We start from the raw sequence: 22,802 nt of genomic DNA, 5'->3' as shown, positions 1-22,802 counted from the left end.
AGAGGATTAAGAATAATAGAAAGATAGGGTGAAATCTTGAACACAGTTGGTTATAAAGATAATTTTATTGATTTCAAAAAGTCATTTAATGAGTTGGAGCTCTCAAAAGAAACTATGAATATAATCTATAATAGGCGCATAGATTTAAAAAATATAGTAATTGGGGAATTTTCAGGGAGAGATAGTGCCGCGGCAATAATAAAGGCAATGGAAAATGACGACATAAATGTTGTTCTTCCAATAGTGGCATTTACAGGAACAGATTATGGGGAGGTAGATATATTTTATAAAAATTGGGAGCTCCTGAACAAAAGGATAAATAAACTATATAAAAATAAAACACTTTTACCGCTTCATTTTATGTTTGAGCCAAAATTATGGAATGCCATTAATGGTAGATTTGTAGTAAAGATACTAAAAAAATATAATTATTATACTCCATGTATTGGATGTCATTCATATTTAAGAATTATAAGAATCCCCCTCGCAAAACAGTTGGGTGAGAAAATAATAAGTGGTGAAAGAATCCATCACAATAAAGATTTTAAAATCGACCAATTTACAGATGTTTTAGAGACATACCATAAATTATGCGATAATTTTGGCGTAGAGCTCCTATTATCTGTAAAGGATATAAGGGAAGGAGATAGGATAAAAGAAATTATTGGCTATAAATGGGAACAGGGTAAAAATCAATTCTCATGTGTATTTAGCGGAAATTACCGAGATAAGGATGGTAAAGTTATCTTTGATAAGGAAAACATATTAAATATATTAAATGAATTTATATATCCATCATCGGTTGAAATTATAAAAAAAGGCTATGAAGGGGATTTTAGATACATTGAGATTGTAAAAAACTTTATTTAAAATTTTAGAAATTTTTTAATTTTGGTGATGTCATGAGAACTATTTTAATATTACTCGATGGGTTGGGTGATAGGAGCTCGGAAGTTTTAGGCGGAAAAACACCACTTGAATATTCCAAAACTCCAAACTTGGATAAACTTGCAGAAAAAGGCATGACTGGACTTATGGTTCCATATAAGGATGGTATTCCATTGGGAACTGAGGTTGCCCATTTTTTACTATGGGGGTATTCTCTTAACGATTTTCCTGGAAGGGGGGTTATTGAGGCACTTGGGGAAGATATGGGGATGGAAGATAATGCTATTTATTTAAGGGCATCTCTTGGATTTGTGAAATATGATGAAAAGGGTTATTATGTGAGGGACAGAAGAACAAAAAATATGCCTCTGGAAGATATAAGGAAATTAATAGATTCACTGCCAAATTTTGTCGAAGGGTATGAATTTAAATTAAAATATTCTTATGATGTGCATTTTATATTAAAAATAAAAGAAGAAAATGGGTGGATTTCTGATAAAATTTCTGATTCTGACCCATTTTATAAAGATAGGCATGTAATGAAAGTATCACCTGTAAATGAATTATGTAAAAATGATATAGAATATCGAAAAGCGGAAAGCACATGCAATGCATTAAATAAATATCTATTAAAATGCCATAAAATCCTTGAAAACCACGATATAAATATTAAAAGAAAGAGAAAACAAAAACAACCTGCAAACTTTCTACTGACAAAATGGGCTGGAAAATATAAAACCGTTCCACCATTTAAAGAAAAATGGGGCATGAATGGAATTATTATAGCAGATAGTGCTGTTTTTAAAGGACTATCAAAACTTTTGAAAATGGAATATATGGCCATTGGGGACTTTGAAAATGCAGTAAATACTGGAATAAATTTAATGGATTATGATTTTGTCCATATTCATACAAAAGAAACAGATGAAGCTGCACACACAAAAAATCCTATGAATAAAGTTAAAGTAATTGAAAAGATTGATAAATATTTAGCCCCACTTTTAAACATTAATTTGGATGAAAATTTAATAGTAATTACCGCCGACCACTCAACACCATCTGTTGGAAGTCTTATTCATTCAGGGGAAAGCGTTCCCATTGTGGTTGTTGGAAAAAATGTCCGATTTGATGATGTTAAAGAATTTAACGAAATAGCATGCTCAAAAGGTCATTTAAGGATATTTTCAAAAGATTTGATGAATGTTATTTTGAACTATACTGACAGAGCTCTGCTTTATGGTTTGAGAAGTGGGAGCTCCATCCTAAAATATATTCCAAATGATGATGATGATATTGAGCATTTAAAAGAATAATGCGTGAAAAAAATGCCTAATGCACATGCCCATTTAATTTTTGGAAAATTATTTTTGGAACCGTTGGGAGACAAAAATCGAAGATTTTTGGAACCGTTGGGAGACAAAAATCGAAGATTTTTGGAAAATTATAAAATCACAGATTTTAATACGGTAAATAATAATAAAAAAATGATAAATAAAATAATAAATAATATTGATTTGGACAACTTTTATTTTGGCTGCATAATTCCAGATATAAACCATATTTCTAAATTAGAGAGGAGGATTACGCATTTTTATGACAACAATGTTTTTGAATTCTTTGAACCAAAAAATAGAGTAGAATATTCTTTTTGTTTGGGTTATGGCCTGCATATAAAAATTGATAACTTATGGAAGTATAATATACGATTAAAATACAACATATCCCTTGAAGAAAATTTAAAAATATATGATTATCTTGATTATTTTTTGAAAAAGAAATATGATATTGATTATAATTATTTTAAAAAACACATTTTAAAGGGTAATTGTGATTTGCTGAAAAAATTAAATATAAACAAAAAATTATGCGAAGAATGGAAAAAAAGATGCATAAATGATAACTTCGTTATTTTTTTAAGCCCCCTAAATGTTTTTTAAATTCCTCAAAAGCTCTTTTTCTATGTGATATTCCACTTTTTTCTCGGCAGTCATTTTTGCAAAAGTTCTATCTTCTCCTTCAGGAATAAATACACTGTCATAGGCGAATCCAAATCCTTTACTTCTGATTTCCTCTGATACTTTTCATCTTACAATTCCCTTAAATAATTTAACTCCATTTTCATCGCAGTATCCAATAACAGTTTTAAAATAGGCATTTCTGTTTTTCTTACCTTCGAGAAGTTTTAAAATTCTTTCATTTCCTATGGTTTCTTGAACATATTTTGAATAGGTACCTGGGAACCCATTGAGCTCTTCAACAAAAAAACCACTGTCTTCAACTATTATCGGTTTTATCTTCTCATAAGTAACATGAGTATATTCTAATTAATAATTATGCAGTAGTAGTGAATAAGAATAATAGAATAAAAATAGTTATATAAATACTTTAAGTTTCTCTATTTTAATATCCTCATCGAGTTAAAAACTGCGAGTAGTGCAACTCCAACATCTGCAAATATGGCCCCCCATATTGTGACCTGTCCAAGAGCTCCGAGTAGTACAAATGACAGTTTAACGATTAAAATTAAGATTATGTTTTCCATAACTATATTCTGTACCTTCTTTGATATTTTAATTCCTAAAGGTAGCTTCGAAGGTTTATCGTCCATTATAACTATATCTGCTGTTTCTATGGCAACGTCACTTCCCAGAGCTCCCATTGCAACACCTAAATCTGACCTTGCAATAACTGGGGCATCGTTTATTCCGTCTCCAACGAAAACAACGGTACCATTTTCTTTCTCTGCCCCAAGCTTTTCGATAATATTTACCTTATCCTCAGGTAGCAGTTCAGCGTAAAACTCATCTAAGCCGATTTTTTTTGCTATCTCTTCTGCAACATCCTTGCTGTCACCGGTAAGCATTACAATCTTTTTAACTCCAAGTTTTCTGAGCTCCTGTATGGTTTCTAAAGCATCTTTTTTTATCTCGTCGGATATTATTATGTAACCTGCATACTCTCCATCAACAACCACATGGACAACCGTACCTTTTACATGGCAGGTGTCATGTTCGATGTTAAATTTATGCAAAAGCCTATCATTTCCAACCATTATTTCTTTTCCATTAATTTTGGCTCTAACTCCATACCCTGGTATTTCCTCATGTTCTTTAATCTCGTTTTCATTAATTTCTTTTCCATAAGCCTCTTTTAGTGCATTTGCAATTGGATGACTTGAATGAGCTTCAGCCAGTGCCATAAATTTTAAGATTTCATCTTTGTTAAAGCTGTTCTTTGCGACTATCTGTACCGTCTTAAATACTCCTTTTGTTAAAGTCCCTGTTTTATCAAATGCCACAATTCTAGCTTTGCCCAGTGCATCGAGAAAGTTTGAACCTTTGACGAGTATCCCCTCTCTGGCAGACTTTCCAATTCCTCCGAAGTAGACTAAAGGAATTGAAAGCATCAATGCACAGGGGCAGGATATAACCAATAGTACCAATGCCCTATATACCCAATTGGATAAAGGTTCTCCAAAAACCAGGGGTGGGATTGTGGCTATCAGTACTGCTAAACCTACGACTATTGGAGTATAATATCTGGAAAATCTGGTAATAAAACGCTCTGTTTTTGCTTTTCTTGCACTTGCATTCTCAACTAGTTCAAAGATTCTTGAAATCGTCGATTCTTTGAGCTCCTTTGCAACCTTAACTGTTAAAAGACCATTTAAGTTTAATATTCCTGATAGGAGCTCATCTCCTTCTTTGACTACCCTAGGTATACTTTCACCAGTTAGTGCTGAAGAGTCAACAGTTGATGAACCTTCAATCACCAATCCGTCCAATGGTACCCGTTCTCCAGGTTTTACTAAGATTAGATCACCAACTTTAACATCCTCAGGTTTAACTTTAATTGTCTTATCTCCAATCTTTAAGTTTGCGTAGTCTGCCTTTAATGCTAACAACCCTTTAATTGATTTTCTAGAACGATTTATTGATAAGTTCTGGAAGAACTCACCCACCATATAGAAGAGCATAACACCTACGGCTTCAGGATATTCTCCAATAGCAAAGGCTCCTAAAGTGGCTATTGTCATAAGAAAGTTCTCATCAAAGACATTTCCGTGGATGGAGTTTACAACAGCGTTCCTTAGAACTTTCCACCCTACTAACATATAGCCTACGACAAATATTCCAAATACAAAAATATTGTCGTAGTTGTAGTAGTACCTAAGTAGTACCCCAATTACAAAAAGAATTAACGATGGAACTATGAAGTAAAGCATTTTCTTTGGATCTTCACCGTGATCATGGCAGTCATGGTGATGTTCTTCTTTTTCTATTACTTCAACCCCTGAATCAACTTTCTTCACTATATTTTTGGCTTTTTCTATATCCCCTTCAATGGTGAGCTCACCGGTAGCGAAGTTAACTGATGCAGACTCAAACCCCTCTTTTTTTAAGGCATTTTCAATCTTATATGCACAGTTTGCACAATCTAAACCTTTCAATTTAAGTTTTTTTGACATTTTACTCACCTAAATGTTCTTTGTAAACTTCACAAATATAAGACATTATATCACCAGTTCAATTGAACATTTGTTCAAATGTTATTTATAATTATTGTATATTTTTAACATGCAAATAAAGTATAAAAATAATCACACACTACACTCGAAAATTCGAATATTGATAACAATTAAAATTATGTAATGTGTTAAATAGTATTGAATAGTACCTGTTAGATATTGAATAGCTGTCTCCCGACATTAACACTGATCCTTCATTCTAAGCATACGCCACATCAGGTAGCTAACCCATGTCGAGAGTGTAATAAAATTGTACCTCCAATTTCGAACCCTCTATCACAGCAAGGTAATCCACAGGCTTCATGTAGGTCGGTTTATTGGAGGCGTATATAGTTATATTACATTACCTATTTATATTTATATCTTATTTTATTATTTAACCGTGTTATTGATATTAACCATAATAAGACAAACATAAAATACAATTGAACTTAAAAATAAGAATAACACCTATAAAAAACGGATAGGAGAATTTTTAAATCTTATGAGTTAATTTTAAAATATCGTCTTTTTCGATATTAAATGAAACTTCGTCCCCTTCTTTTAAAATCGTTTTTGTATTGTGAATTTCAGAAATTATAATATTATCATCATATTTTATGGCATATCTTACAAGGTTGCCAAGATATTCAATATCTACTATTTTTCCAGTAAAATCTCCCTTTCCCACAACTACATTTTCGGGTCTCACAAAATATTTATATTTCTTATCATAGTCTATATTTAAATAAGTTAGGATATTTTTTGAAACTTCATTTATATTTCCTATAAAGTTTGCGATGAATTCTGTTTTTGGATAGGTATATATATTTTCAGGCCTATCCAACTGTTCAATTTTGCCGTTATTCATAACGCCTATTCTATCAGATATTGTCAGTGCCTCCTCCTGGTCATGCGTAACATATATGGAAGGTATATCTAAGTCCCTTTGAAGTTTTTTTAACTCCCTCCTCATTTTTATTCTCAATTTTGCATCCAAATTGCTAAGGGGTTCATCAAGTAGTAATACTTCTGGTTCAATTACCAATGCCCGGGCTACTGCCACCCTTTGCTGCATCCCACCGCTTAACTCATTTATATTGTAGTTCTCAAATCCCTCTAAATTAACCATATTCAATGCATCTTTAACCTTTTCTTTTATCTCATTCTTTTTTAATTTTTTAATTTTTAAACCATAGGCTACATTTTCATAAACATTTAGATGGGGAAAAAGTGCGTAACTTTGAAATACCATGCCTATATTTCTCTTATTTGGTGGAATATTGGTAATATCATTCCCATTTAAAAAAATCTTTCCATTGCTGGGTATTTCAAAACCTGCTATTGTCCTTAGGCAGGTGGTCTTCCCACACCCACTTGGCCCCAGCAATGAGATGAGCTCATTTTCACATTCAAAATTTATGTTGTTCAAAATTTTTGTATTGGAATATGCCTTTGATACATTGGCGAGTTTTAGAACAGCCATTTTATCACCTTTATTAAAATTGGGATTTATGAAGTATTTTTATGGGGCAGGTATTAATCGGCAATAAAATTTTTACCTTTTAGTTTCCAGATTAATAAAACTCCGATAACTGATAAAATTATCATCATTAAAGAATAACATGCTGCAACTCCAAAGTCATCGTTAATGGTGGCTTCAAACACCATGGCAGATAAAACCTTTGTGTTTGCAGTTATGAGGAATATAATCGAACCCAAAGTTTTTACCGTGGCAATAAATGTATATATCATGCTGAAAATTATTGCAGGCTTTAACATCGGCAAAACAATCATATAAAATGTTTTTAATTTATCTGCACCTAAATTAAGAGATGCTTCTTCTATGGATTTTTCTATTTGGGTGAGTGTGGCATATCCAGTTTTATATGAAAATGGAAGTTTTCTAACAACACAATTTAAAATAATAATTAAAGCAGTCCCGGTCAATAACAGGGGTTGAGTATTGAAAGACAATAGATAACCAATACCAATAAATGTTCCGGGAATGGCAAAAGGAATTAATATTATTAAATCCAGCATTTTTCTCCCAAAAAATCTATCTCTTACAATTATATATGCAAAAATCATGCCCATCAATCCAACCAATGCACTTGATGATAGTGCAAATATTATAGTATTTTTTAATGCAGGCATGCCTTTATTTAATGCCTCTACAAAATACTCCAATGTAAATGTGTAATTATATCCGAAACTCTTTGTAAATGCGGCTAAAAATACTGCTGAAAACAGCATAAAAACTACAATGGCAAAAACTGCGGGAGGTACGGATAACAATAGTTTGGAGCTACCACTTACTGAATAAGGTTTTATTTTTGTGGTTTTTTGACCATGCTCTTTGTAAATTCTATTGTATAATGTAAACAATATTAAAGAAGGAATTAACAAGATTACGCTCAATGTTGAAGCCATGGCCGTATTAAAGTTGCCTATTATTTCAAAATAAGAAGCTGTTGCAAGAGTGTTGAAATTTCCACCGACTATAATTGGAGTTCCAAAATCTGCCATAGAGCTCATAAATATTAAAAGCCCGGCACTTAATATTCCCGGTAGAAGTAGAGGAAATGTGATATTTTTAAACACCTTAAATTCGCTGGAACCTAAATTTCGAGCTGCATCTTCTAAGTTAGAAGATATGCCCAATAAAACAGCAGACATTATTAAAAATGCAGTGGTGGTATAATCAATCGATTGAAGGACAACCACACTTTTCCAGCCATATATATTTGGTTCCAATCCCAAAAGCCCATGGGTTATTAACCCATGTCTTCCGAATAGAAACACATAAGCTAGTGAATCTATAAATCCCGGAGTAATTATTGGAAGCAATACTGCAATTTTTAAAAAAATCTTTCCTTTAATATCTGTTTTAAAGATAAGCAATGAAAACAATAATCCCATAAATAATGACAATGTAGTTGATAAACATGCCACCATTAAACTGTTTTTTAAAATACCGTAATAATATGGACTTTTAATAAATTCTATATAATATTTCAATGTAAATCCATTATCATAAAATGACTGTAAAAGAACGGAAGATACCGGAAATATTACAAATATTATTAAAAAAATAAATCCTACCATATGGGGCAAATATTTTTTAAATTTTATATCAGTCATCTTTTTAAATTTTTTATAATAACCCATACAAACACCAAAAAAGAAAATATATTATGTATAAGATATAGATATATATTAATTGAAAAAAGAATTCAATTAACTCCTCATGGGAGCTCCCTGTAATATGCAACCATACATAATAATAATTTATTGTGTTGTTATTGATTGATATCTATTTTTCCACTCATTTAATACTTCATCCCTATGCTCCCCCCAATATACAAAGTCCATATCTATGAAATCTAATTCACTAGGATTTGGAACTCCTTCAAGGGTTTTTATATCGCTTCTTACAGGAACTCTTGGACTTGCACTCATTAAAATTTTCTGTCCTCTTTCTGACAATGCCCAATCTACAAATGTCTTTGCATTATTTGGATGTTTACTGTCTTTAATTATTGCAACTGGTGAAGGCCACCAAACCACCTTGTCAAGATATATGGCTTTTATAGGTAGGTCAGGATTTTTTATTTTTTTACTATGAGGGTCAGGAGCTACTCCATAAGCATATTCGCCTGAAATAACTTTTTTGCTAGGTCCAGAACCTCTTTTTGTTAAAAATGGAGTATTTCCATAAAATTTATCAAGATATATCCAACCTTCATCTTTTCCTTTCATTTGAAGTATTCCACATATTGTGAAATATGCTGTTCCAGATATTGTTGGATTTGATGCTATGAGTTCTCCTTTATATTCTGGTTTTATCAAATCATCCCATGTTTTTGGTTCTGGAAGATTTTTATCTTTAATTAATTGGGTATTTTCCAAAACTCCAATTGTAACAAGGGATACACCAGTCCAATAATGCTCTTCATCGACAAATTTACTATCTATATATTTTGCATTTGGCGATTCATATGAGGTTAATAATTTTTCGTTTTTTGCTTTTATAAATGCATCAATACCTCCACCGAACCATACATCACATGAAGGATTGTTCTTTTCTGCCATCAACCGAGATAACGCTTCTCCCGAGGACATTGAAACATAATTTACTTTTATACCTGTATCTTTTTCAAATTCTTCTGCAATCGTATCTAATCCACCGTAAGCAGCATAGATATTAATAACTTTTTCTTCTGTGGGAGGTCCTTCTGATGATATAACCGTAGGACTTTGGTCATTAATACATCCGCTGATACTCAAAAATAAAATTACCCCGAGTAGGGCCATAATGGGCATGTATTTTTTCACAATTTCACCTTATTTATGATATATACTGCATTTTTAATTATATTAATATTTATAATTTATTATTTAGATTTTCTAATAGTATAAAGTTTATATGGCCACATATCAAAAATTATATAAATACCAAAAAATAAAAGCATATGTTGAATATAATAAAAAAAATTAAAATAAAATAAAACGAGGGGATAAAATGAAAAATGAAGTCTTTGTGGGAGAAGGAATGAAGCATGTTAAAGAGGACTGTCCGGAGTTGTATGAATCAATTGTTAAATTAAACAATGCAGTGTATTCTGGAAAGGTTTTAGATTATAAAGCCCAGAAATTAATAGCAATTGGTATTGCGGCATCAACAGGGGATGAAAAATCAACTAAAAAACAGATGAAAAGTGGAATGGCTGAGCTTGACATTACAAAAGATGAAATATGTGATGTTTTAAATGTGGTGCTTCTTACTTCGGGTATGCCTGCATTCACAAAAGCTATGAAAATATTGTATGAACTTTAATAGTATTATTTTTTAATATTTAACGAAATTCGAATGGTTAATAACGAAATTCGAATAGTTAAATATTTATTAAATATATTATACATATTCATTTGCATAATTTATTTAATATAGATTAAAAAAATAAAACAGGAGATAGCATGAGTTGCACTGATGCAAAAACCATGGTAGAAGGAACTGATTTTGAAAAAAAACACACTCCAATGATTGAGTGTAAAGATACAGTAAAGACAGGGGAAATTTTTGAGGTTAAAATTCATACCGCAGGGGTCGAACATCCAATGGATGACGGACATTTTATTCAATTTATGGGACTTAGGATAGGAGATATTCCTTTGGCAAGAGCAGATTTGACACAATATGCTAAACCTGAAGTAGTATTTCATATAAAAGCTCCATCAGAAGGTCATAAAGGTACTGTAATGAAATTAACCGCATATGCATATTGCAATCTTCACGGCATATGGAAATATGAAAAAGAGATAAAAATAGAATAATGAGGTCAATGGATATTCAATATTATTATAATTAAAAATATGGGGCGATAATATGACAAAATATCAATGTATGTGTGGATGGATATATGATGAATCTGTTGGGGAACCTTCCCAAAATATAACACCAAATACCAAGTTTGAAGATTTGCCCGATACATTCAAATGTCCGCAGTGTGGTTTAAGTAAAAGTGCATTTAGGAAAATTTAATTATTTGGTATTTATTATTAAAAAAGGCAGAAAAATGTTAGTAGAAGTAATTACTTCCCCTCAATGTCCTCACTGCCCTACTGCTAAAAAAGTAGTTGAAGAAGTTGTAAAAAAGGTAAGTTGTGACGACATTGAAGTAAAATATATCGATGTAACAGAAGACCCGGGAACCGTAGAGAAATACAATATAATGACAGTTCCGACTATCGTCATAAATGGGGAAATTGCATTTTTGGGAGCTCCTTCAATTGAGCAACTTGAAAACTATCTTAGGGAAAATTTGAGTAGGTGAGTTGTATTTTATGATTAAAGACAATATATTGAAGGCATTAAATAAACAGATAAATAAAGAGCTGTTTTCAGCGTATCTTTATTTATCTATGTCTGCCTATACTGAATCCAAGGGATTAAAAGGGTTTTCACAGTGGCTAAAAGTTCAGTATCAAGAAGAGCTCGACCACGCCATGAAATTTTATAATTATGTGCTTGAAAGAGGGGGAGAAATTGAATTGGTGACCATCGAAAAACCAAAAAATAAATGGTTATCAATATTGGAAGTTTTTGAGAATGGCTACGAGCATGAGCAGATTATAACCGAATCAATAAATAACCTAATGGATTTAGCAGTTTCTGAAAAGGATTATGCTACAATTAATATGCTTCAATGGTATATAGATGAACAAGTAGAGGAAGAATCTTCATTCTTGGAAATCATAGATAAATTAAAGTTATTAGGTGGGGACAAAAGAGGTTTGTTTATGCTCGACAAAGATTTGGGTCAAAGGGTCTATGTTTCATTAATTACTAAAAATTAATATTCTAAAATGTAGGTGATATTATGGCATGGTGGAAATGTTCCAACTGTGGATACTTATTCGAGGCCGAGGCCAATAAGGTGCCTGAAAAATGCCCAAATTGTGGCGAAATTTGCACTTTTTATGATGTAACTTGTTATACTCCGGAATGTGGATGTCAAGGTTATGACCCAAAATTGGTTGCAAGGACACCGAATAATGAAAGTAAATTTTAATTAAAATTAAAAAACATAAAAATATTGGGGGGATAAATTATGCATGAAGATATATGTTGCATTGGAGAATATAAAATGCCATTAATAGGTGAGAAATTCCCTGAAGTAGAAGTTAAAACTACACAAGGAGCAATAAAATTACCGGAACACTTTGAAGGTAAATGGTTTGTTTTATTTAGTCATCCTGCGGACTTTACACCAGTTTGCACCACTGAATTTGTGGCATTTCAAAATAGATATGACCAATTTAAGGAGCTAAATACTGAATTAATAGGTTTAAGTATAGACCAGGTATTCAGCCATTTAAAATGGATTGAGTGGATAAAGGATAATTTGGATGTTGATATTGAATTCCCAGTAGTCGCAGATGATAGGGGACAGTTGGCTGAAAGATTAGGTATGGTGAGCCCATATAAAGGTAATAACACAGTTAGAGCTGTATTTATTGTAGATGATAAGGGAGCAATTAGGGCAATATTATATTATCCACAGGAAGCTGGAAGAAATATCGATGAAATAATAAGATTAGTTAAAGCACTTCAAACATCCGATAAAGGAGTGGCGCTTCCAGCAAACTGGCCCAACAATGAGATTATTGGGGATAAAGTAATAGTCCCCCCTGCTTCCACGGTTGAAGAAATGAAGAGTAGAAAGGAAGCCGCTGAAAAAGGAGAAATAGAATGCCTTGATTGGTGGCTTTGCTGTAAAAAATTGGAATAAATTAATTAATTATCCTACTTTTTATTTTATATTCAGATTATTACTCTGTAATTTTTTGGGAATATGTGGATTGGACTGAGGTATAAATATGGACGAAACAATTGTAAATTTAATAAAGGCATATATTGGGGAGAGCTTGGCAAGGAATAGATATACATGCTATGCAAAAATTGCAAAGCAGGAGGGATATGAGCAAATATCCGAGATATTTTTATTAACTGCTGAGAATGAAAGGGAACATGCTAAGTGGCTGTTCTATTTAATTACCGAATTAAAAAATAAATACAACATTGAGGGGAATTCAATAACTGTAAATGATGTTGAAGTTCCAACTGTTTTAGGAAATACTGCTGAAAATTTAATGGCATCAATTGAAGGGGAACATTTTGAACATACTGAAATGTATCCGAAGTTTGCTGAAATAGCAGAAAAAGAAGGATTGAATGATGTTGCAGAACGATTAAGGGCAATTGCAATTGCTGAAAATCATCATGAGAATAGATTTAATAAATTATTAAAAGAAGTTGAAAATGGAACAGTTTTTAAGAAAAATGAACCGGTTGAGTGGGTTTGTAGGAAGTGCGGATATACGCATGAAGGAAATGAACCACCAAAAGAATGTTCATCTTGCAGTCATCCAGCGAAGTATTTTGAAATATTGTGTGAAAAATACTAATTATAATTAAATAATAATTAAAGGGGCGATATATTATGAAAAATGCATTTTTAGTGTTTTCTTACACTCACAACGATAAGCCAAATATGCCTTTGATGTTGCATGTGCTATTATTTGCAAATGAAATGAAGGAAAAAGGAGAAGATGTAAAAATAATATTTGAGGGCGAAGGAGTTAATTGGGCGAAGGATTTGTTAAATGAAGAACACCCATTTTCAAACCATGCTAAACAATTAATGGATAATTTTGTAGTTTGTGAAGCCTGTGCAAGTATGTTTGGCGTATTGGGCGATATAAAAGATAATCTAACCGTTGAAAATGATTTATTTGGGCATATAAGCTTAAAGAAATATTTAGATGAAGGTTTTAATGTAATTAAGTTTTAATTATAATTTATATTATTTTTTTTATATTATAATTATTTACAATTTATAGTGTGTTATGTTTGGGAGCTCCCTGTAATATTATGAATACTAAATATTGTAGGGAGCTCCGCAACAAGGTGATATTCATGGTAGTTAAAATAAAAGATGGCATATATTGGAGTGGTTCAGTGGATTGGGAAGTTAGAGAGTTCCATGGATATGAAACTTCAAAGGGGAGCTCCTATAATTCATACTTAATAGTGGATGAAAAAAATGTTTTAATCGATTCTGCAAAACATTATATGTTTGAAGAGTTAATAGGTGGTATTAAAACAGTGATTGACCCAAGGGACATTGATTACATAGTGGCAAATCATGCAGAAAAAGACCACAGCGGATGTATTGATAAAATTGTTAAATTATCTGGTGCAAAGGTCATTACAAATGAGAAAGGGAAGGAACATTTGGAGCTTCAATTTAATACAGATGATTGGGAGTTTGTAATAGCGGATACTGGCGATGAGATAAACATTGGAAAAAGAACTTTAAAATTCATAAAAACTCCGATGCTTCATTGGCCAGATAATATGGTTACATACTGCATTGAGGACAAAATTTTATTCTCGAATGATGCTTTTGGACAGCATGTAGCAACATCAGAAAGATTTGACTATGAACTTGGAAATATTGAAGAAATTTTTGAAGATGCAAAGGAATATTTTGCAAATATATTATTGCCATATAAAATGCTCATACCCAACGCAGTTAATACTGTAAATGATTTAGATATTGAATATATTTGCCCCTCCCACGGAATAATATGGAAAGAAGAAATAGAAAAAATCTTAAACAAATATTTGGAGTGGTCGTCTGGAGAGTGTAAAAATAAGGCAGTTATAGCTTATGATAGCATGTACGATTCAACCAAAAAAATAGCACATGCCATAGGAAATGGATTGCTAGATAATGGGGTTGAAGTAAAAATTTATAACATCTCCGGAACTCCGATGAATACGATAATGAGGGAGATTTTAGATGCAAAATATATTTTAATCGGCTCCCCAACATTAAACTCAAATGTGTATCCTCCTGTTGCAATGTTTTTAGCATACCTAGAAGGGTTAAAACCAGATGGTAAAATAGCGGCTGCATTTGGCTCCTACGGATGGATGGAAATGGCAACAGAAGTTATAAAAAAATCCTTTGAAAAATTAAACTTTAAGATTATAGATGATGAATGTTTAAAATGTAAATTTGTTCCAAAAGAAGAGCATATTAAAAAATGTCATGAATTTGGAAAAAAATTATCAAAAGATATTTTATAAATACAGATTACAAAAATTATATAATAATAATAATAATAATAATAATAGTTATTTGGTGATAAGATATGATAACAACAAACCATCCATTGTATGAACCGTTAAAAGATATTCAAGAGTTTAAATTAAAATTAGCTGAATTCTTTAAAAATAAAGCCGTATTTCCAATAAAAAGTAAAGTTGAATTAGCAAATGCACTACCTTGTGGTTTATCATTGCCTTGTGGGGATATCGAAGCAGGAGAATTAGTTAAATTAATGCTTGATTCAGATTTTCCAATAAAAGATTTTGAGGATTTGGCTATAAAGCTATCCAATAAATGTGTAATCGAAAAGAAGGAAAAAGAAGAATTATAATATAAATAATATATTATTTTATTTTTTTATTTTTTTATATATTTAAATGGTGAGATAATGAAAATCTTTGGCATAAGTGGAAGTCCAAGATTACAGGGTACTAATTATGCAGTGAATTATGCATTGGATTATTTAAAAGAAAAAGGATGCGAAATTAAGTATTTTTCAGTTGCTCGGAAAGAAATAAAATTCTGTATGCATTGCGATTACTGTATAAGAAAAAAAGAGGGCTGTATTCATAAGGACGATATGAATGAAGTTTATGAAAATTTAATATGGGCGGATGGAATAATAATGGGAGCTCCGGTTTATCAGGGCAATATCACTGGACAGCTAAAAACTATGATGGATAGAAGTAGGGCAATAGTTGCAAAAAATCCAAAGGTTTTAAATGGTAAAATTGGAATGGGCATAACGATTGGAGGAGATAGAAACGGTGGACAGGAAATAGCATTAAGAACAATCCATGACTTTTATATGATAAATGAAATGATTCCGGTAGGCGGAGGTTCATTTGGTGCAAATTTGGGTGCTACATTTTGGTCAAAGGATAAAGGAAAGGACGGAATTATGAAAGATGAAGAAGGATTAAGGGTATTAAGAAAAACTTTAAATAAATTTTATAATACATTGTCCAAAAATAGGGTTTAAGTAGGTTATGCATATATATAACATATATATAGTAAAATATATACGCACAGATATATTGTAATAAAGGTGAAATCATGGTTAAAATTGCATGGGGCATTACCGGATGTGGAGATAAGATAGAGGAAATAGTCCATATGATGATTGATTTAAAAAATAAATATAATTTAGATATTGATGTATATGCCTCAAAAAGTGCAAAGGCTGTTTTAAAGTGGTATAAACTTTGGAATTTGATAATGGATGAATTCTATGACATTAGATTAGAAGTAGATGCAAATGCCCCATTTTTACCGGGAAAATTGCAAACTGGAAAATATGATATTTTTATCGTAGCTCCAACCACTGCAAACACTGTTGCAAAGGTATCTCATTGCATAGCCGATACTCTTATTACAAATTCCATTGCCCAAGGTATTAAAGCAAAGGTTCCTACATATATTTACCCACCAGATAATAAAATGGGAGAAATTGAAACAATAATTCCCAGTGGAAAAACTTTGAAGTTATATATTAGAAAAGAAGATGTAGAGAATGTTGATAAATTAAGAAAAATGGACGGCATTACAATTTTAGATGGCGTAGATGATATAAGAGAAATAATTTTAAAATATGTCGATACTAACGATTAAAATATATAATTATGTTAATAATTTTTTGTAATATTAAATCATAAATCAACATCTATTTATAAATAAAGATTGTAATCAATAATATTGTATTTTATAATAAACAATTTTTAAATAGGTCGAAAATATAATTTATTGTGACATATATTATATGTAGTAAATGATAGATATTTGGAATTATAGTTTCTGTTGTTTATTTATATATGCCATATAACTAAAAATAATAAATATATATTTATTAAATACATTTCAAAATATTTTATTGTAGTTCGTTCGGAGCTCCGCAGAATAAAATTTAATGGAGTATCACAAATATTTATGACCTGCGAGGATAAACTTCCGAATACATCTTATTTATCAAAATGGTGATTAACAGATGCTTAGAATTGAAAATTTATGTGTAAAAATAGGAGATAAAGAAATATTGACCGATATTAATTTACACATCGAAAAAGGAGAAACTCATGTATTATTTGGTCCAAATGGAGCAGGTAAATCTACATTGATAAATACAATACTTGGAAATCCAAAATATGAGGTTGCAAATGGTAGCATCTATTTTAATGGAAAAGATATTACGGACATGCCGATGCATGAAAGGGCAAAACTTGGAATAGGTATATCCTACCAAAGCCCACCTGCAATTTCAGGAGTAAAGTTAAAAAATCTTTTAAAAATTATATCAAAAAGAGATTGGGAAGATGTTGAAAAAATGGTAAAACATTTGAACTTTGAAAAGTTCATGGATAGGGAGGTAAATGTAGGATTCTCCGGAGGAGAGGTAAAAAGGTCTGAAATACTTCAAATATATTCCCAAAATCCAGATTTTATCATGTTTGATGAACCAGATAGTGGAGTAGATGTTGAGAATGTAGAATTAATTGGAAATACAATTAATAAATTGCTCGATAAAGAACTGAAAATTTGTGAAAGAAATAAAAGTGGTTTAATCATCACACACATGGGACATATTTTAGATTTTATGGAAGTTGATAAAGCTCATGTTTTATGTGATGGAGTAATTTCATGTTCTGGAAATCCAAGAGAAATTCTTAATAATCTAATAAACCACGGATATAAGAGGTGCATAGCATGCTATCAAAAGAAAAAACATTAAAAATACTGGAACAGGCACAAAAATATAAAGATGTTCCGGCACCATTTGGAGAAGATATCAATCTTGAAGACTATAAAATAGAAAAAGGAGGCATATCAATAGATTCCTTTGCCGAACTTGATGAAGAATATAAATCAAAATTAGCACAACTTGGAATCGATACCGAGGAAAAAGCAACCATAGGTTCATATCTTCAAGTAAATAATAAAGCAGTTTATTCAAAAATTGAATCAAAAATTGAAATGATACCAATATCTGAGGCATTGGAAAAATATAATTTAGATGAATATTTATGGAATGTTGTTGATATTAAAGACAAATATGCAGCAAGAACTGCATTGGAACTAACAGAAGGATTTTTTATAAGGGTTCCAAAGGGAGTAAAAGAAACCATACCCTTACAAACATGTTTATTAATTGGTGAAGAGAGCTCCTCTCAAAATGTTCATAATATAATAATTGTGGAAGAAGGAGGAGAATTAAATGTAATTACAGGTTGTGCAACCTCACCACATATTAAATCCGGACTCCACATTGGAGTTTCAGAATTCTATGTAGGAAAAGATGCAAAATTAACATACACTATGATACATGATTGGGGAGAAAATGTTCATGTAAGACCAAGAACAGGACTTCAAATTAAGGAAAACGGAGTATTTATAAGTAATTATGTAGTACTATCACCGGTTAAATCCATTCAAAGCTATCCTACGGCACACTGTAAAGGAGATAATTCAAGTGCAACATTCCAAACCGTGGCATATGGGTCAGGAAATTCTGTAATGGACATGGGTTCAAGAGTAATTCTAGATGGTAAAAACAGTACTGCGGATATGATTTCAAGAACTATTGTAGTAGATAACTCCAAGATAATCGCAAGAGGGCATCTTGTAGGTGCAAATGATGATGTAAAAGGACATTTGGAATGTAGAGGACTCATATTATCAGATGATGCACATATTCATGCTGTTCCAGAGTTGGAAGCTAAAAAAACAAACCTTGACTTGTCTCATGAAGCCGCAGTTGGAAAAATCGCAGAAGACCAATTGATGTATTTAATGTCAAGAGGATTAACAGTGGACGAAGCTACCTCTTTAATTATAAAAGGATTTTTAAGTGTCGATATAAAAGGATTACCGCCAAAACTTGCCAAAGCAGTTGATAAAATTATGGAAATGACTCTTGACGCATTATAATTTCTTTTTTATTTTTTTTAAATTTTTTATATATTTATGCCGATATTTTGTGAGATTATGAAAAAAAGATATTTAGAAATGATTTTAGATAATTTAAAACCGCACCCTAATCCAAAATCAAATTTAGAACAATATACGATGGAAGGAAAGTTGGCAAGTGAAATATTATTTTTTGCAAAAGAAGATATTTTAAATAATTTTGTAATTGATTTGGGTTGTGGAACTGGAAAACTTTCAATAGGTGCAAAATTAATGGGTGCAAATTCAGTAATCGGAATTGATATTGACGAAGAAACCCTAAATACGGCACAATATAATTTAAAAAATTTAAAAAACCTTGAAATAATAAATAAATTATACTCTAATGACGAAATAACAGATATTGTTAAAAATATTCAATTTATCAAAGAGGATGTAAAAAATATTGATATGGAATTTATAAGCAAATATAAATTATATGAAAATAATAAAGAGGGCAATAAAGCCAAAAATATAATAATACAAAATCCACCGTTCGGCTCACAAAAAAAATATGCAGATAGGATATTTTTAGAGAAGGCATTGGAATTAGGGGATATAATATACACAATACATAACACACCCACAAGAGATTTTATAATAAATTATATAGAAAGTAAAAACAGAAACATCACAAATATATTTCAAGCGGATTTTAAGATATCAAAAATATACGAATTCCATAAAAAGAAGTTTATAAATGTTCCAGTCGATATATATCGAATAGAATAATTTATATAATAATAAATTATATAACAAAGCAATAATATCAAATATATAGTCTGTTCGGAAGGTCTGTTCCATTAAGGTCTTAGTATATTAATATTTAAACATAATACTTTACAATATTGGATTATACAATAGACATTGTTATAAAAAAGCTTTGCTTTTTTAAAATCGTAAAAATCGCTTTGCGATTTTGAGATGCAAAAAGTTCTCGAACAGACTATAATATATAAACTACAAATACAATTGAAATATGTCATTATATCATAAATATTATTATGTTAGTCGGTGGAATTATGAAAATGTTTAACAATATCAAAAATACAGGAAAATTAATAAGATTAGAAAGAATATTCGATAAAAAATCAGAAAAAACCGTAATTATTCCTATGGACCATGGTGTATCATCTGGACCTGTTGCAGGATTAAAGGATATGCGAACTGCAATAAACTCCGTTGCAGAGGGCGGTGCAAACTCTGTATTGGTTCATAAAGGAATAGTTAGACACGGGCACAGAGGATACGGCAAAGATATCGGTTTAATAATACATTTATCCGCAGGAACAGGGGTATCCCCCGACCCAAACGAAAAAGTAATAGTTACAAGCGTGGAGGAAGCCATAAGAATGGGGGCAGATGCTGTTTCTGTGCATGTAAATATGGGAGCTCCCACAGATTGCCAGATGTACCAAGATTTGGGAAAAATAGCTGAAACATGCGAATACTGGGGCATGCCACTTATTGCTATGATGTATCCAAGAGGAGAAAAAATAACGGACGAAAAAGACCCAGAATTTGTAGCTCATGCTGCAAGATTGGGGGCAGAATTGGGGGCAGATATTATAAAAACAAATTACACAGGCGATATTGACTCATTTAAGGATGTTGTAAAAGGTTGCCCGGCTCCAATTATTATAGCAGGCGGTGCAAAATCCACAGATGCGGAATATTTACAAATGGTTAAAGATTCTATTGAAGCAGGAGGGGCCGGTGTAGCTTCTGGTAGAAATGTCTTCCAGCATAAAGATGTTATTGGAATTACAAAGGCTACGGCAATGGTTGTTCATGAAAATGCGGATGTGGAAGAAGCTTTAAAAGTAATTAAAAAATAAAAAATTAATAATTAATTATAATTATAAAAATAAAATAAGTATATAATAATATTCAATCGATGGTGATTATTATTAACTCTCCAATTATCATTATAAATTATAAAACATATTCAGAAAGTGTGGGAAAAAAAGGATTAAATATAGCAAAAGCATGTGAAAAAATTTCGGAAGAAAGCGGAATTTCAATTGGTGTAGCCCCCCAATATTTAGACTTAAAAACAGTTAAGGATAATGTAAATATTCCAGTTTATGCCCAACATTTTGATGCAGTGGGTGCTGGAAGTAATACCGGGTATGTATTTGCAGAAACAATTGCAGATTGTGGTTTAAATGGAAGTTTGTTAAATCACTCGGAAAAAAGAATGGTTTTAGCCGACTTAGAGGAGGCCATAAATTTAGCAAATAAATATAATTTTGAATCTGTTGTATGCACAAATAATATTGTAGTTTCAAAAGCCGTAGCTGTGATGAATCCTACAATGTTGGCAATAGAACCGCCAGAATTAATAGGTTCAGGTATTCCAGTATCCAAAGCCAACCCTGAAATCGTAGAAAATACCGTAAATGAAGTAAGAAAATTAAATAAAACTGTAACTATATTATGTGGGGCAGGAATATCAAAAGGGGAGGATGTATCTGCTGCTATGGAGCTCGGGGCTGATGGTGTTTTATTGGCATCAGGTGTTGTAAAGGCAAAAAATGTTGAGGAATCTATTAGGGAGCTCCTACGGAATATTTAAGTAAAATCTATTAAAAAATATTATATACCATAAAAAACAAAAATATAATGGGTGACAATATGGCAAAAGATGATGTTGGACAGTTAATAGATTCATTAAGTAATAAAGAATTAATAATAAGAATGGACATAAATAAAACATTAAAATTGTCAAAGTTTAAATTGGGGGAACTTAACTTAAACGGGGAATTTGGCATAAGTTTTAGGGACATAGAAGGAAATAAAAAAGAAGAAAATGTGGCTATTTCAGCAGTAGTAGAAAGTGGCAATGATGACGAAGAATACGAAGAAGTAGGTGCAGAAGTGGAAAAAGAAGAGGAAAAAAGCTTAAAAGAAAAAGTTGCCGATATTGATAAATTATAATTTATTAACTATTATCATCTATACTTTTTTATTTTTAAATTAATTTTAATAATTTAAATTAATTATATTTTTATTTTTAAAATCTCAAACTTGCATAGTAAGTTTTACGACTGTAAAAAATTTTCCAAAGGAAAATTTTTGAAGTTTTATAATTGGATATTTATGGTGGTATTTTTGAAAATACTTGATGCATCGTCTTTTATACATGGATATAATCCTTCAATAGAAGAGGGAATACATTATGCAACCCGCGGGATAATAGATGAAGTAATTACTAAAAGTGAGGTTGTGGAGCTCTCCATAGAATATGGAAAATTAAAAATAAGAGAACCGGAACCAGAGACTGTCGAAAAAGTTAGAAAAATGGCAATAGATATAACAGGAGATACTCTTTCTAAAAATGATATAGAAATACTTGCCCTTGCCATTGATTTAAATGGTGTGCTATATACCGACGATTATGGACTTCAAAATGTATCGGAACGATTCAACATAAAAACAGAGAACATAATATTTGAAGGAATTAATGGAAGAGTTGTCTGGAAATTAATTTGCAAAGGCTGTAAAAAAATGTACGATTTAAATTACAATGATGATATTTGTGATGTATGTGGAAGCCCATTAAATAGAAAAATAGTAAATAGAATTAAATCAAATAAACAAAAAACAAATAAAAAACGAAATAATAAAAGGGGAAAAAACTATAAAAAAAACAAAACAGTCAATAAAAACAACAATAGCAACAATAGCAACAATACCAATAATAATTTGAATAATAATGAAATTAAATTCATATAATTAACAAATTCAATAAAAACAATAAAAATACAATGAATTCATATAAG

The 22,802-nt window shown here is 31.2% G+C and carries 27 protein-coding genes and 1 pseudogene; 23 read left to right on the top strand and 5 right to left on the bottom strand.

What is annotated here, in order from left to right; translation table 11 throughout:
* Positions 1–114: 114 nt before the first annotated feature.
* The 3 genes from MAEO_RS01690 to MAEO_RS01680 are packed head-to-tail and all read left to right on the top strand — an operon-like array spanning position 115 to position 2,825.
* Positions 115–870, top strand: coding sequence for a hypothetical protein (locus tag MAEO_RS01690; protein ID WP_048062436.1), 756 nt, complete (start codon positions 115–117; stop codon positions 868–870).
* 32 nt (positions 871–902) lie between these two features.
* Complete coding sequence (gene apgM / locus MAEO_RS01685; protein WP_011973058.1) at positions 903–2,201, top strand: 2,3-bisphosphoglycerate-independent phosphoglycerate mutase; 1,299 nt, start codon at positions 903–905, stop codon at positions 2,199–2,201.
* A gap of 12 nt (positions 2,202–2,213) precedes the next feature.
* The gene (locus MAEO_RS01680) at positions 2,214–2,825 is read left to right on the top strand and encodes a hypothetical protein (RefSeq protein WP_011973057.1); all 612 of its coding nucleotides are present in this window, start codon (positions 2,214–2,216) and stop codon (positions 2,823–2,825) included.
* On the opposite strand, the pseudogene MAEO_RS07780 reads toward MAEO_RS01680, so the two are convergent.
* The 5 genes and pseudogenes from MAEO_RS07780 to MAEO_RS01660 form a co-directional block, all read right to left on the bottom strand.
* A pseudogene (locus tag MAEO_RS07780) lies at positions 2,794–3,179 on the bottom strand (XTP/dITP diphosphatase); the annotation flags it as partial. The gene MAEO_RS01680 and the pseudogene MAEO_RS07780 overlap by 32 nt on opposite strands.
* Before the next feature lie 104 nt (positions 3,180–3,283).
* Entirely contained in the window at positions 3,284–5,356 is a 2,073-nt protein-coding gene (locus tag MAEO_RS01675) for a heavy metal translocating P-type ATPase (RefSeq protein WP_011973056.1), read from the bottom strand.
* A 535-nt stretch (positions 5,357–5,891) separates the two neighbouring features.
* Positions 5,892–6,881 carry an ABC transporter ATP-binding protein gene (locus tag MAEO_RS01670; protein WP_011973055.1) on the bottom strand — a complete coding sequence of 330 codons (990 nt, stop codon included), beginning with the start codon at positions 6,879–6,881 and terminating at the stop codon, positions 5,892–5,894.
* 53 nt (positions 6,882–6,934) lie between these two features.
* A complete protein-coding gene (locus tag MAEO_RS01665; RefSeq protein WP_011973054.1) occupies positions 6,935–8,566 on the bottom strand; it encodes an ABC transporter permease in 1,632 nt (543 codons plus the stop codon).
* A gap of 120 nt (positions 8,567–8,686) precedes the next feature.
* Positions 8,687–9,733: an ABC transporter substrate-binding protein gene (locus MAEO_RS01660; protein WP_232202533.1), complete on the bottom strand. Its 1,047-nt coding sequence runs from the start codon at positions 9,731–9,733 to the stop codon at positions 8,687–8,689.
* 187 nt (positions 9,734–9,920) lie between these two features.
* Between MAEO_RS01660 and MAEO_RS01655 the strand changes: the two genes are divergently transcribed.
* The 20 genes from MAEO_RS01655 to MAEO_RS01560 all read left to right on the top strand — a co-directional run bounded on the left by MAEO_RS01655 (position 9,921) and on the right by MAEO_RS01560 (position 22,755).
* The gene (locus MAEO_RS01655; RefSeq protein WP_011973052.1) at positions 9,921–10,235 is read left to right on the top strand and encodes a carboxymuconolactone decarboxylase family protein; all 315 of its coding nucleotides are present in this window, start codon (positions 9,921–9,923) and stop codon (positions 10,233–10,235) included.
* 140 nt (positions 10,236–10,375) lie between these two features.
* Positions 10,376–10,732, top strand: coding sequence for a class II SORL domain-containing protein (locus MAEO_RS01650; RefSeq protein WP_011973051.1), 357 nt, complete (start codon positions 10,376–10,378; stop codon positions 10,730–10,732).
* Positions 10,733–10,784: 52 nt separating this feature from the next.
* Complete coding sequence (locus MAEO_RS01645; protein WP_011973050.1) at positions 10,785–10,940, top strand: rubredoxin; 156 nt, start codon at positions 10,785–10,787, stop codon at positions 10,938–10,940.
* A 34-nt stretch (positions 10,941–10,974) separates the two neighbouring features.
* The gene (locus MAEO_RS01640; protein ID WP_011973049.1) at positions 10,975–11,232 is read left to right on the top strand and encodes a thioredoxin family protein; all 258 of its coding nucleotides are present in this window, start codon (positions 10,975–10,977) and stop codon (positions 11,230–11,232) included.
* Positions 11,233–11,242: 10 nt separating this feature from the next.
* Positions 11,243–11,755 carry a ferritin gene (locus MAEO_RS01635; protein ID WP_011973048.1) on the top strand — a complete coding sequence of 171 codons (513 nt, stop codon included), beginning with the start codon at positions 11,243–11,245 and terminating at the stop codon, positions 11,753–11,755.
* Positions 11,756–11,778: 23 nt separating this feature from the next.
* A complete protein-coding gene (locus MAEO_RS01630) occupies positions 11,779–11,970 on the top strand; it encodes a rubredoxin-like domain-containing protein (RefSeq protein ID WP_011973047.1) in 192 nt (63 codons plus the stop codon).
* Between the two features lie 75 nt (positions 11,971–12,045).
* A complete protein-coding gene (locus MAEO_RS01625; RefSeq protein WP_198002426.1) occupies positions 12,046–12,690 on the top strand; it encodes a peroxiredoxin in 645 nt (214 codons plus the stop codon).
* Between the two features lie 88 nt (positions 12,691–12,778).
* Positions 12,779–13,366, top strand: coding sequence for a rubrerythrin (rbr, locus tag MAEO_RS01620; protein WP_011973045.1), 588 nt, complete (start codon positions 12,779–12,781; stop codon positions 13,364–13,366).
* A 35-nt stretch (positions 13,367–13,401) separates the two neighbouring features.
* Positions 13,402–13,752 (top strand): DsrE family protein, encoded by a 351-nt coding sequence (locus tag MAEO_RS01615; RefSeq protein ID WP_011973044.1) that lies wholly within the window; start codon positions 13,402–13,404, stop codon positions 13,750–13,752.
* A 125-nt stretch (positions 13,753–13,877) separates the two neighbouring features.
* Positions 13,878–15,056 (top strand): FprA family A-type flavoprotein, encoded by a 1,179-nt coding sequence (locus MAEO_RS01610; RefSeq protein WP_011973043.1) that lies wholly within the window; start codon positions 13,878–13,880, stop codon positions 15,054–15,056.
* Positions 15,057–15,121: 65 nt separating this feature from the next.
* Positions 15,122–15,409, top strand: coding sequence for an MTH865 family protein (locus tag MAEO_RS01605; protein WP_011973042.1), 288 nt, complete (start codon positions 15,122–15,124; stop codon positions 15,407–15,409).
* A gap of 57 nt (positions 15,410–15,466) precedes the next feature.
* Positions 15,467–16,060, top strand: coding sequence for a flavodoxin family protein (locus tag MAEO_RS01600; RefSeq protein ID WP_011973041.1), 594 nt, complete (start codon positions 15,467–15,469; stop codon positions 16,058–16,060).
* 74 nt (positions 16,061–16,134) lie between these two features.
* Positions 16,135–16,689 carry an archaeoflavoprotein AfpA gene (gene afpA / locus MAEO_RS01595; RefSeq protein WP_011973040.1) on the top strand — a complete coding sequence of 185 codons (555 nt, stop codon included), beginning with the start codon at positions 16,135–16,137 and terminating at the stop codon, positions 16,687–16,689.
* Positions 16,690–17,062: 373 nt separating this feature from the next.
* Complete coding sequence (locus tag MAEO_RS01590) at positions 17,063–17,803, top strand: ABC transporter ATP-binding protein (RefSeq protein WP_011973039.1); 741 nt, start codon at positions 17,063–17,065, stop codon at positions 17,801–17,803.
* Positions 17,779–18,999, top strand: coding sequence for a SufB/SufD family protein (locus MAEO_RS01585; RefSeq protein ID WP_011973038.1), 1,221 nt, complete (start codon positions 17,779–17,781; stop codon positions 18,997–18,999). Before MAEO_RS01590 ends, MAEO_RS01585 begins: the two co-directional genes overlap by 25 nt.
* A gap of 57 nt (positions 19,000–19,056) precedes the next feature.
* Positions 19,057–19,749 (top strand): METTL5 family protein, encoded by a 693-nt coding sequence (locus MAEO_RS01580; protein ID WP_011973037.1) that lies wholly within the window; start codon positions 19,057–19,059, stop codon positions 19,747–19,749.
* Positions 19,750–20,039: 290 nt separating this feature from the next.
* Entirely contained in the window at positions 20,040–20,855 is an 816-nt protein-coding gene (locus MAEO_RS01575) for a 2-amino-3,7-dideoxy-D-threo-hept-6-ulosonate synthase (RefSeq protein ID WP_011973036.1), read from the top strand.
* Positions 20,856–20,914: 59 nt separating this feature from the next.
* Positions 20,915–21,595, top strand: a complete 681-nt coding sequence (gene tpiA / locus MAEO_RS01570; RefSeq protein ID WP_011973035.1) for a triose-phosphate isomerase — start codon at positions 20,915–20,917, stop codon at positions 21,593–21,595.
* 59 nt (positions 21,596–21,654) lie between these two features.
* Entirely contained in the window at positions 21,655–21,957 is a 303-nt protein-coding gene (locus MAEO_RS01565) for a hypothetical protein (protein WP_011973034.1), read from the top strand.
* 165 nt (positions 21,958–22,122) lie between these two features.
* Positions 22,123–22,755, top strand: a complete 633-nt coding sequence (locus MAEO_RS01560; protein ID WP_394296024.1) for a type II toxin-antitoxin system VapC family toxin — start codon at positions 22,123–22,125, stop codon at positions 22,753–22,755.
* The last annotated feature ends 47 nt before the right edge of the window (positions 22,756–22,802 follow it).

It is taken from the genome of Methanococcus aeolicus Nankai-3 (genome assembly GCF_000017185.1).
Classification (GTDB): Archaea; AGJL01; Methanococci; order Methanococcales; family Methanococcaceae; genus Methanofervidicoccus; species Methanofervidicoccus aeolicus.
The sequence above is the reverse complement of the archived record's forward strand: the minus strand, read 5'-3'. Positions and strand labels throughout refer to the sequence as shown.

What these genes read in the sequence shown, in the direction of transcription:
- MAEO_RS01670 (WP_011973055.1), bottom strand. Translation starts at nt 6,881, where the DNA reads ATGGCTGTTCTAAAACTCGCCAATGTATCAAAGGCATATTCCAATACA.
- MAEO_RS01675 (WP_011973056.1), bottom strand. Translation starts at nt 5,356, where the DNA reads ATGTCAAAAAAACTTAAATTGAAAGGTTTAGATTGTGCAAACTGTGCA.
- MAEO_RS01590 (WP_011973039.1), top strand. Translation starts at nt 17,063, where the DNA reads ATGCTTAGAATTGAAAATTTATGTGTAAAAATAGGAGATAAAGAAATA.
- MAEO_RS01565 (WP_011973034.1), top strand. Translation starts at nt 21,655, where the DNA reads ATGGCAAAAGATGATGTTGGACAGTTAATAGATTCATTAAGTAATAAA.
- tpiA (WP_011973035.1), top strand. Translation starts at nt 20,915, where the DNA reads ATGGTGATTATTATTAACTCTCCAATTATCATTATAAATTATAAAACA.
- MAEO_RS01575 (WP_011973036.1), top strand. Translation starts at nt 20,040, where the DNA reads ATGAAAATGTTTAACAATATCAAAAATACAGGAAAATTAATAAGATTA.
- MAEO_RS01610 (WP_011973043.1), top strand. Translation starts at nt 13,878, where the DNA reads ATGGTAGTTAAAATAAAAGATGGCATATATTGGAGTGGTTCAGTGGAT.
- rbr (WP_011973045.1), top strand. Translation starts at nt 12,779, where the DNA reads ATGGACGAAACAATTGTAAATTTAATAAAGGCATATATTGGGGAGAGC.
- MAEO_RS01585 (WP_011973038.1), top strand. Translation starts at nt 17,779, where the DNA reads ATGCTATCAAAAGAAAAAACATTAAAAATACTGGAACAGGCACAAAAA.
- afpA (WP_011973040.1), top strand. Translation starts at nt 16,135, where the DNA reads ATGGTTAAAATTGCATGGGGCATTACCGGATGTGGAGATAAGATAGAG.
- apgM (WP_011973058.1), top strand. Translation starts at nt 903, where the DNA reads ATGAGAACTATTTTAATATTACTCGATGGGTTGGGTGATAGGAGCTCG.
- MAEO_RS01640 (WP_011973049.1), top strand. Translation starts at nt 10,975, where the DNA reads ATGTTAGTAGAAGTAATTACTTCCCCTCAATGTCCTCACTGCCCTACT.
- MAEO_RS01690 (WP_048062436.1), top strand. Translation starts at nt 115, where the DNA reads ATGAATATAATCTATAATAGGCGCATAGATTTAAAAAATATAGTAATT.
- MAEO_RS01680 (WP_011973057.1), top strand. Translation starts at nt 2,214, where the DNA reads ATGCCTAATGCACATGCCCATTTAATTTTTGGAAAATTATTTTTGGAA.
- MAEO_RS01615 (WP_011973044.1), top strand. Translation starts at nt 13,402, where the DNA reads ATGAAAAATGCATTTTTAGTGTTTTCTTACACTCACAACGATAAGCCA.
- MAEO_RS01605 (WP_011973042.1), top strand. Translation starts at nt 15,122, where the DNA reads ATGATAACAACAAACCATCCATTGTATGAACCGTTAAAAGATATTCAA.
- MAEO_RS01625 (WP_198002426.1), top strand. Translation starts at nt 12,046, where the DNA reads ATGCCATTAATAGGTGAGAAATTCCCTGAAGTAGAAGTTAAAACTACA.
- MAEO_RS01600 (WP_011973041.1), top strand. Translation starts at nt 15,467, where the DNA reads ATGAAAATCTTTGGCATAAGTGGAAGTCCAAGATTACAGGGTACTAAT.
- MAEO_RS01655 (WP_011973052.1), top strand. Translation starts at nt 9,921, where the DNA reads ATGAAAAATGAAGTCTTTGTGGGAGAAGGAATGAAGCATGTTAAAGAG.
- MAEO_RS01630 (WP_011973047.1), top strand. Translation starts at nt 11,779, where the DNA reads ATGGCATGGTGGAAATGTTCCAACTGTGGATACTTATTCGAGGCCGAG.
- MAEO_RS01665 (WP_011973054.1), bottom strand. Translation starts at nt 8,566, where the DNA reads ATGGGTTATTATAAAAAATTTAAAAAGATGACTGATATAAAATTTAAA.
- MAEO_RS01645 (WP_011973050.1), top strand. Translation starts at nt 10,785, where the DNA reads ATGACAAAATATCAATGTATGTGTGGATGGATATATGATGAATCTGTT.
- MAEO_RS01580 (WP_011973037.1), top strand. Translation starts at nt 19,057, where the DNA reads ATGAAAAAAAGATATTTAGAAATGATTTTAGATAATTTAAAACCGCAC.
- MAEO_RS01650 (WP_011973051.1), top strand. Translation starts at nt 10,376, where the DNA reads ATGAGTTGCACTGATGCAAAAACCATGGTAGAAGGAACTGATTTTGAA.
- MAEO_RS01635 (WP_011973048.1), top strand. Translation starts at nt 11,243, where the DNA reads ATGATTAAAGACAATATATTGAAGGCATTAAATAAACAGATAAATAAA.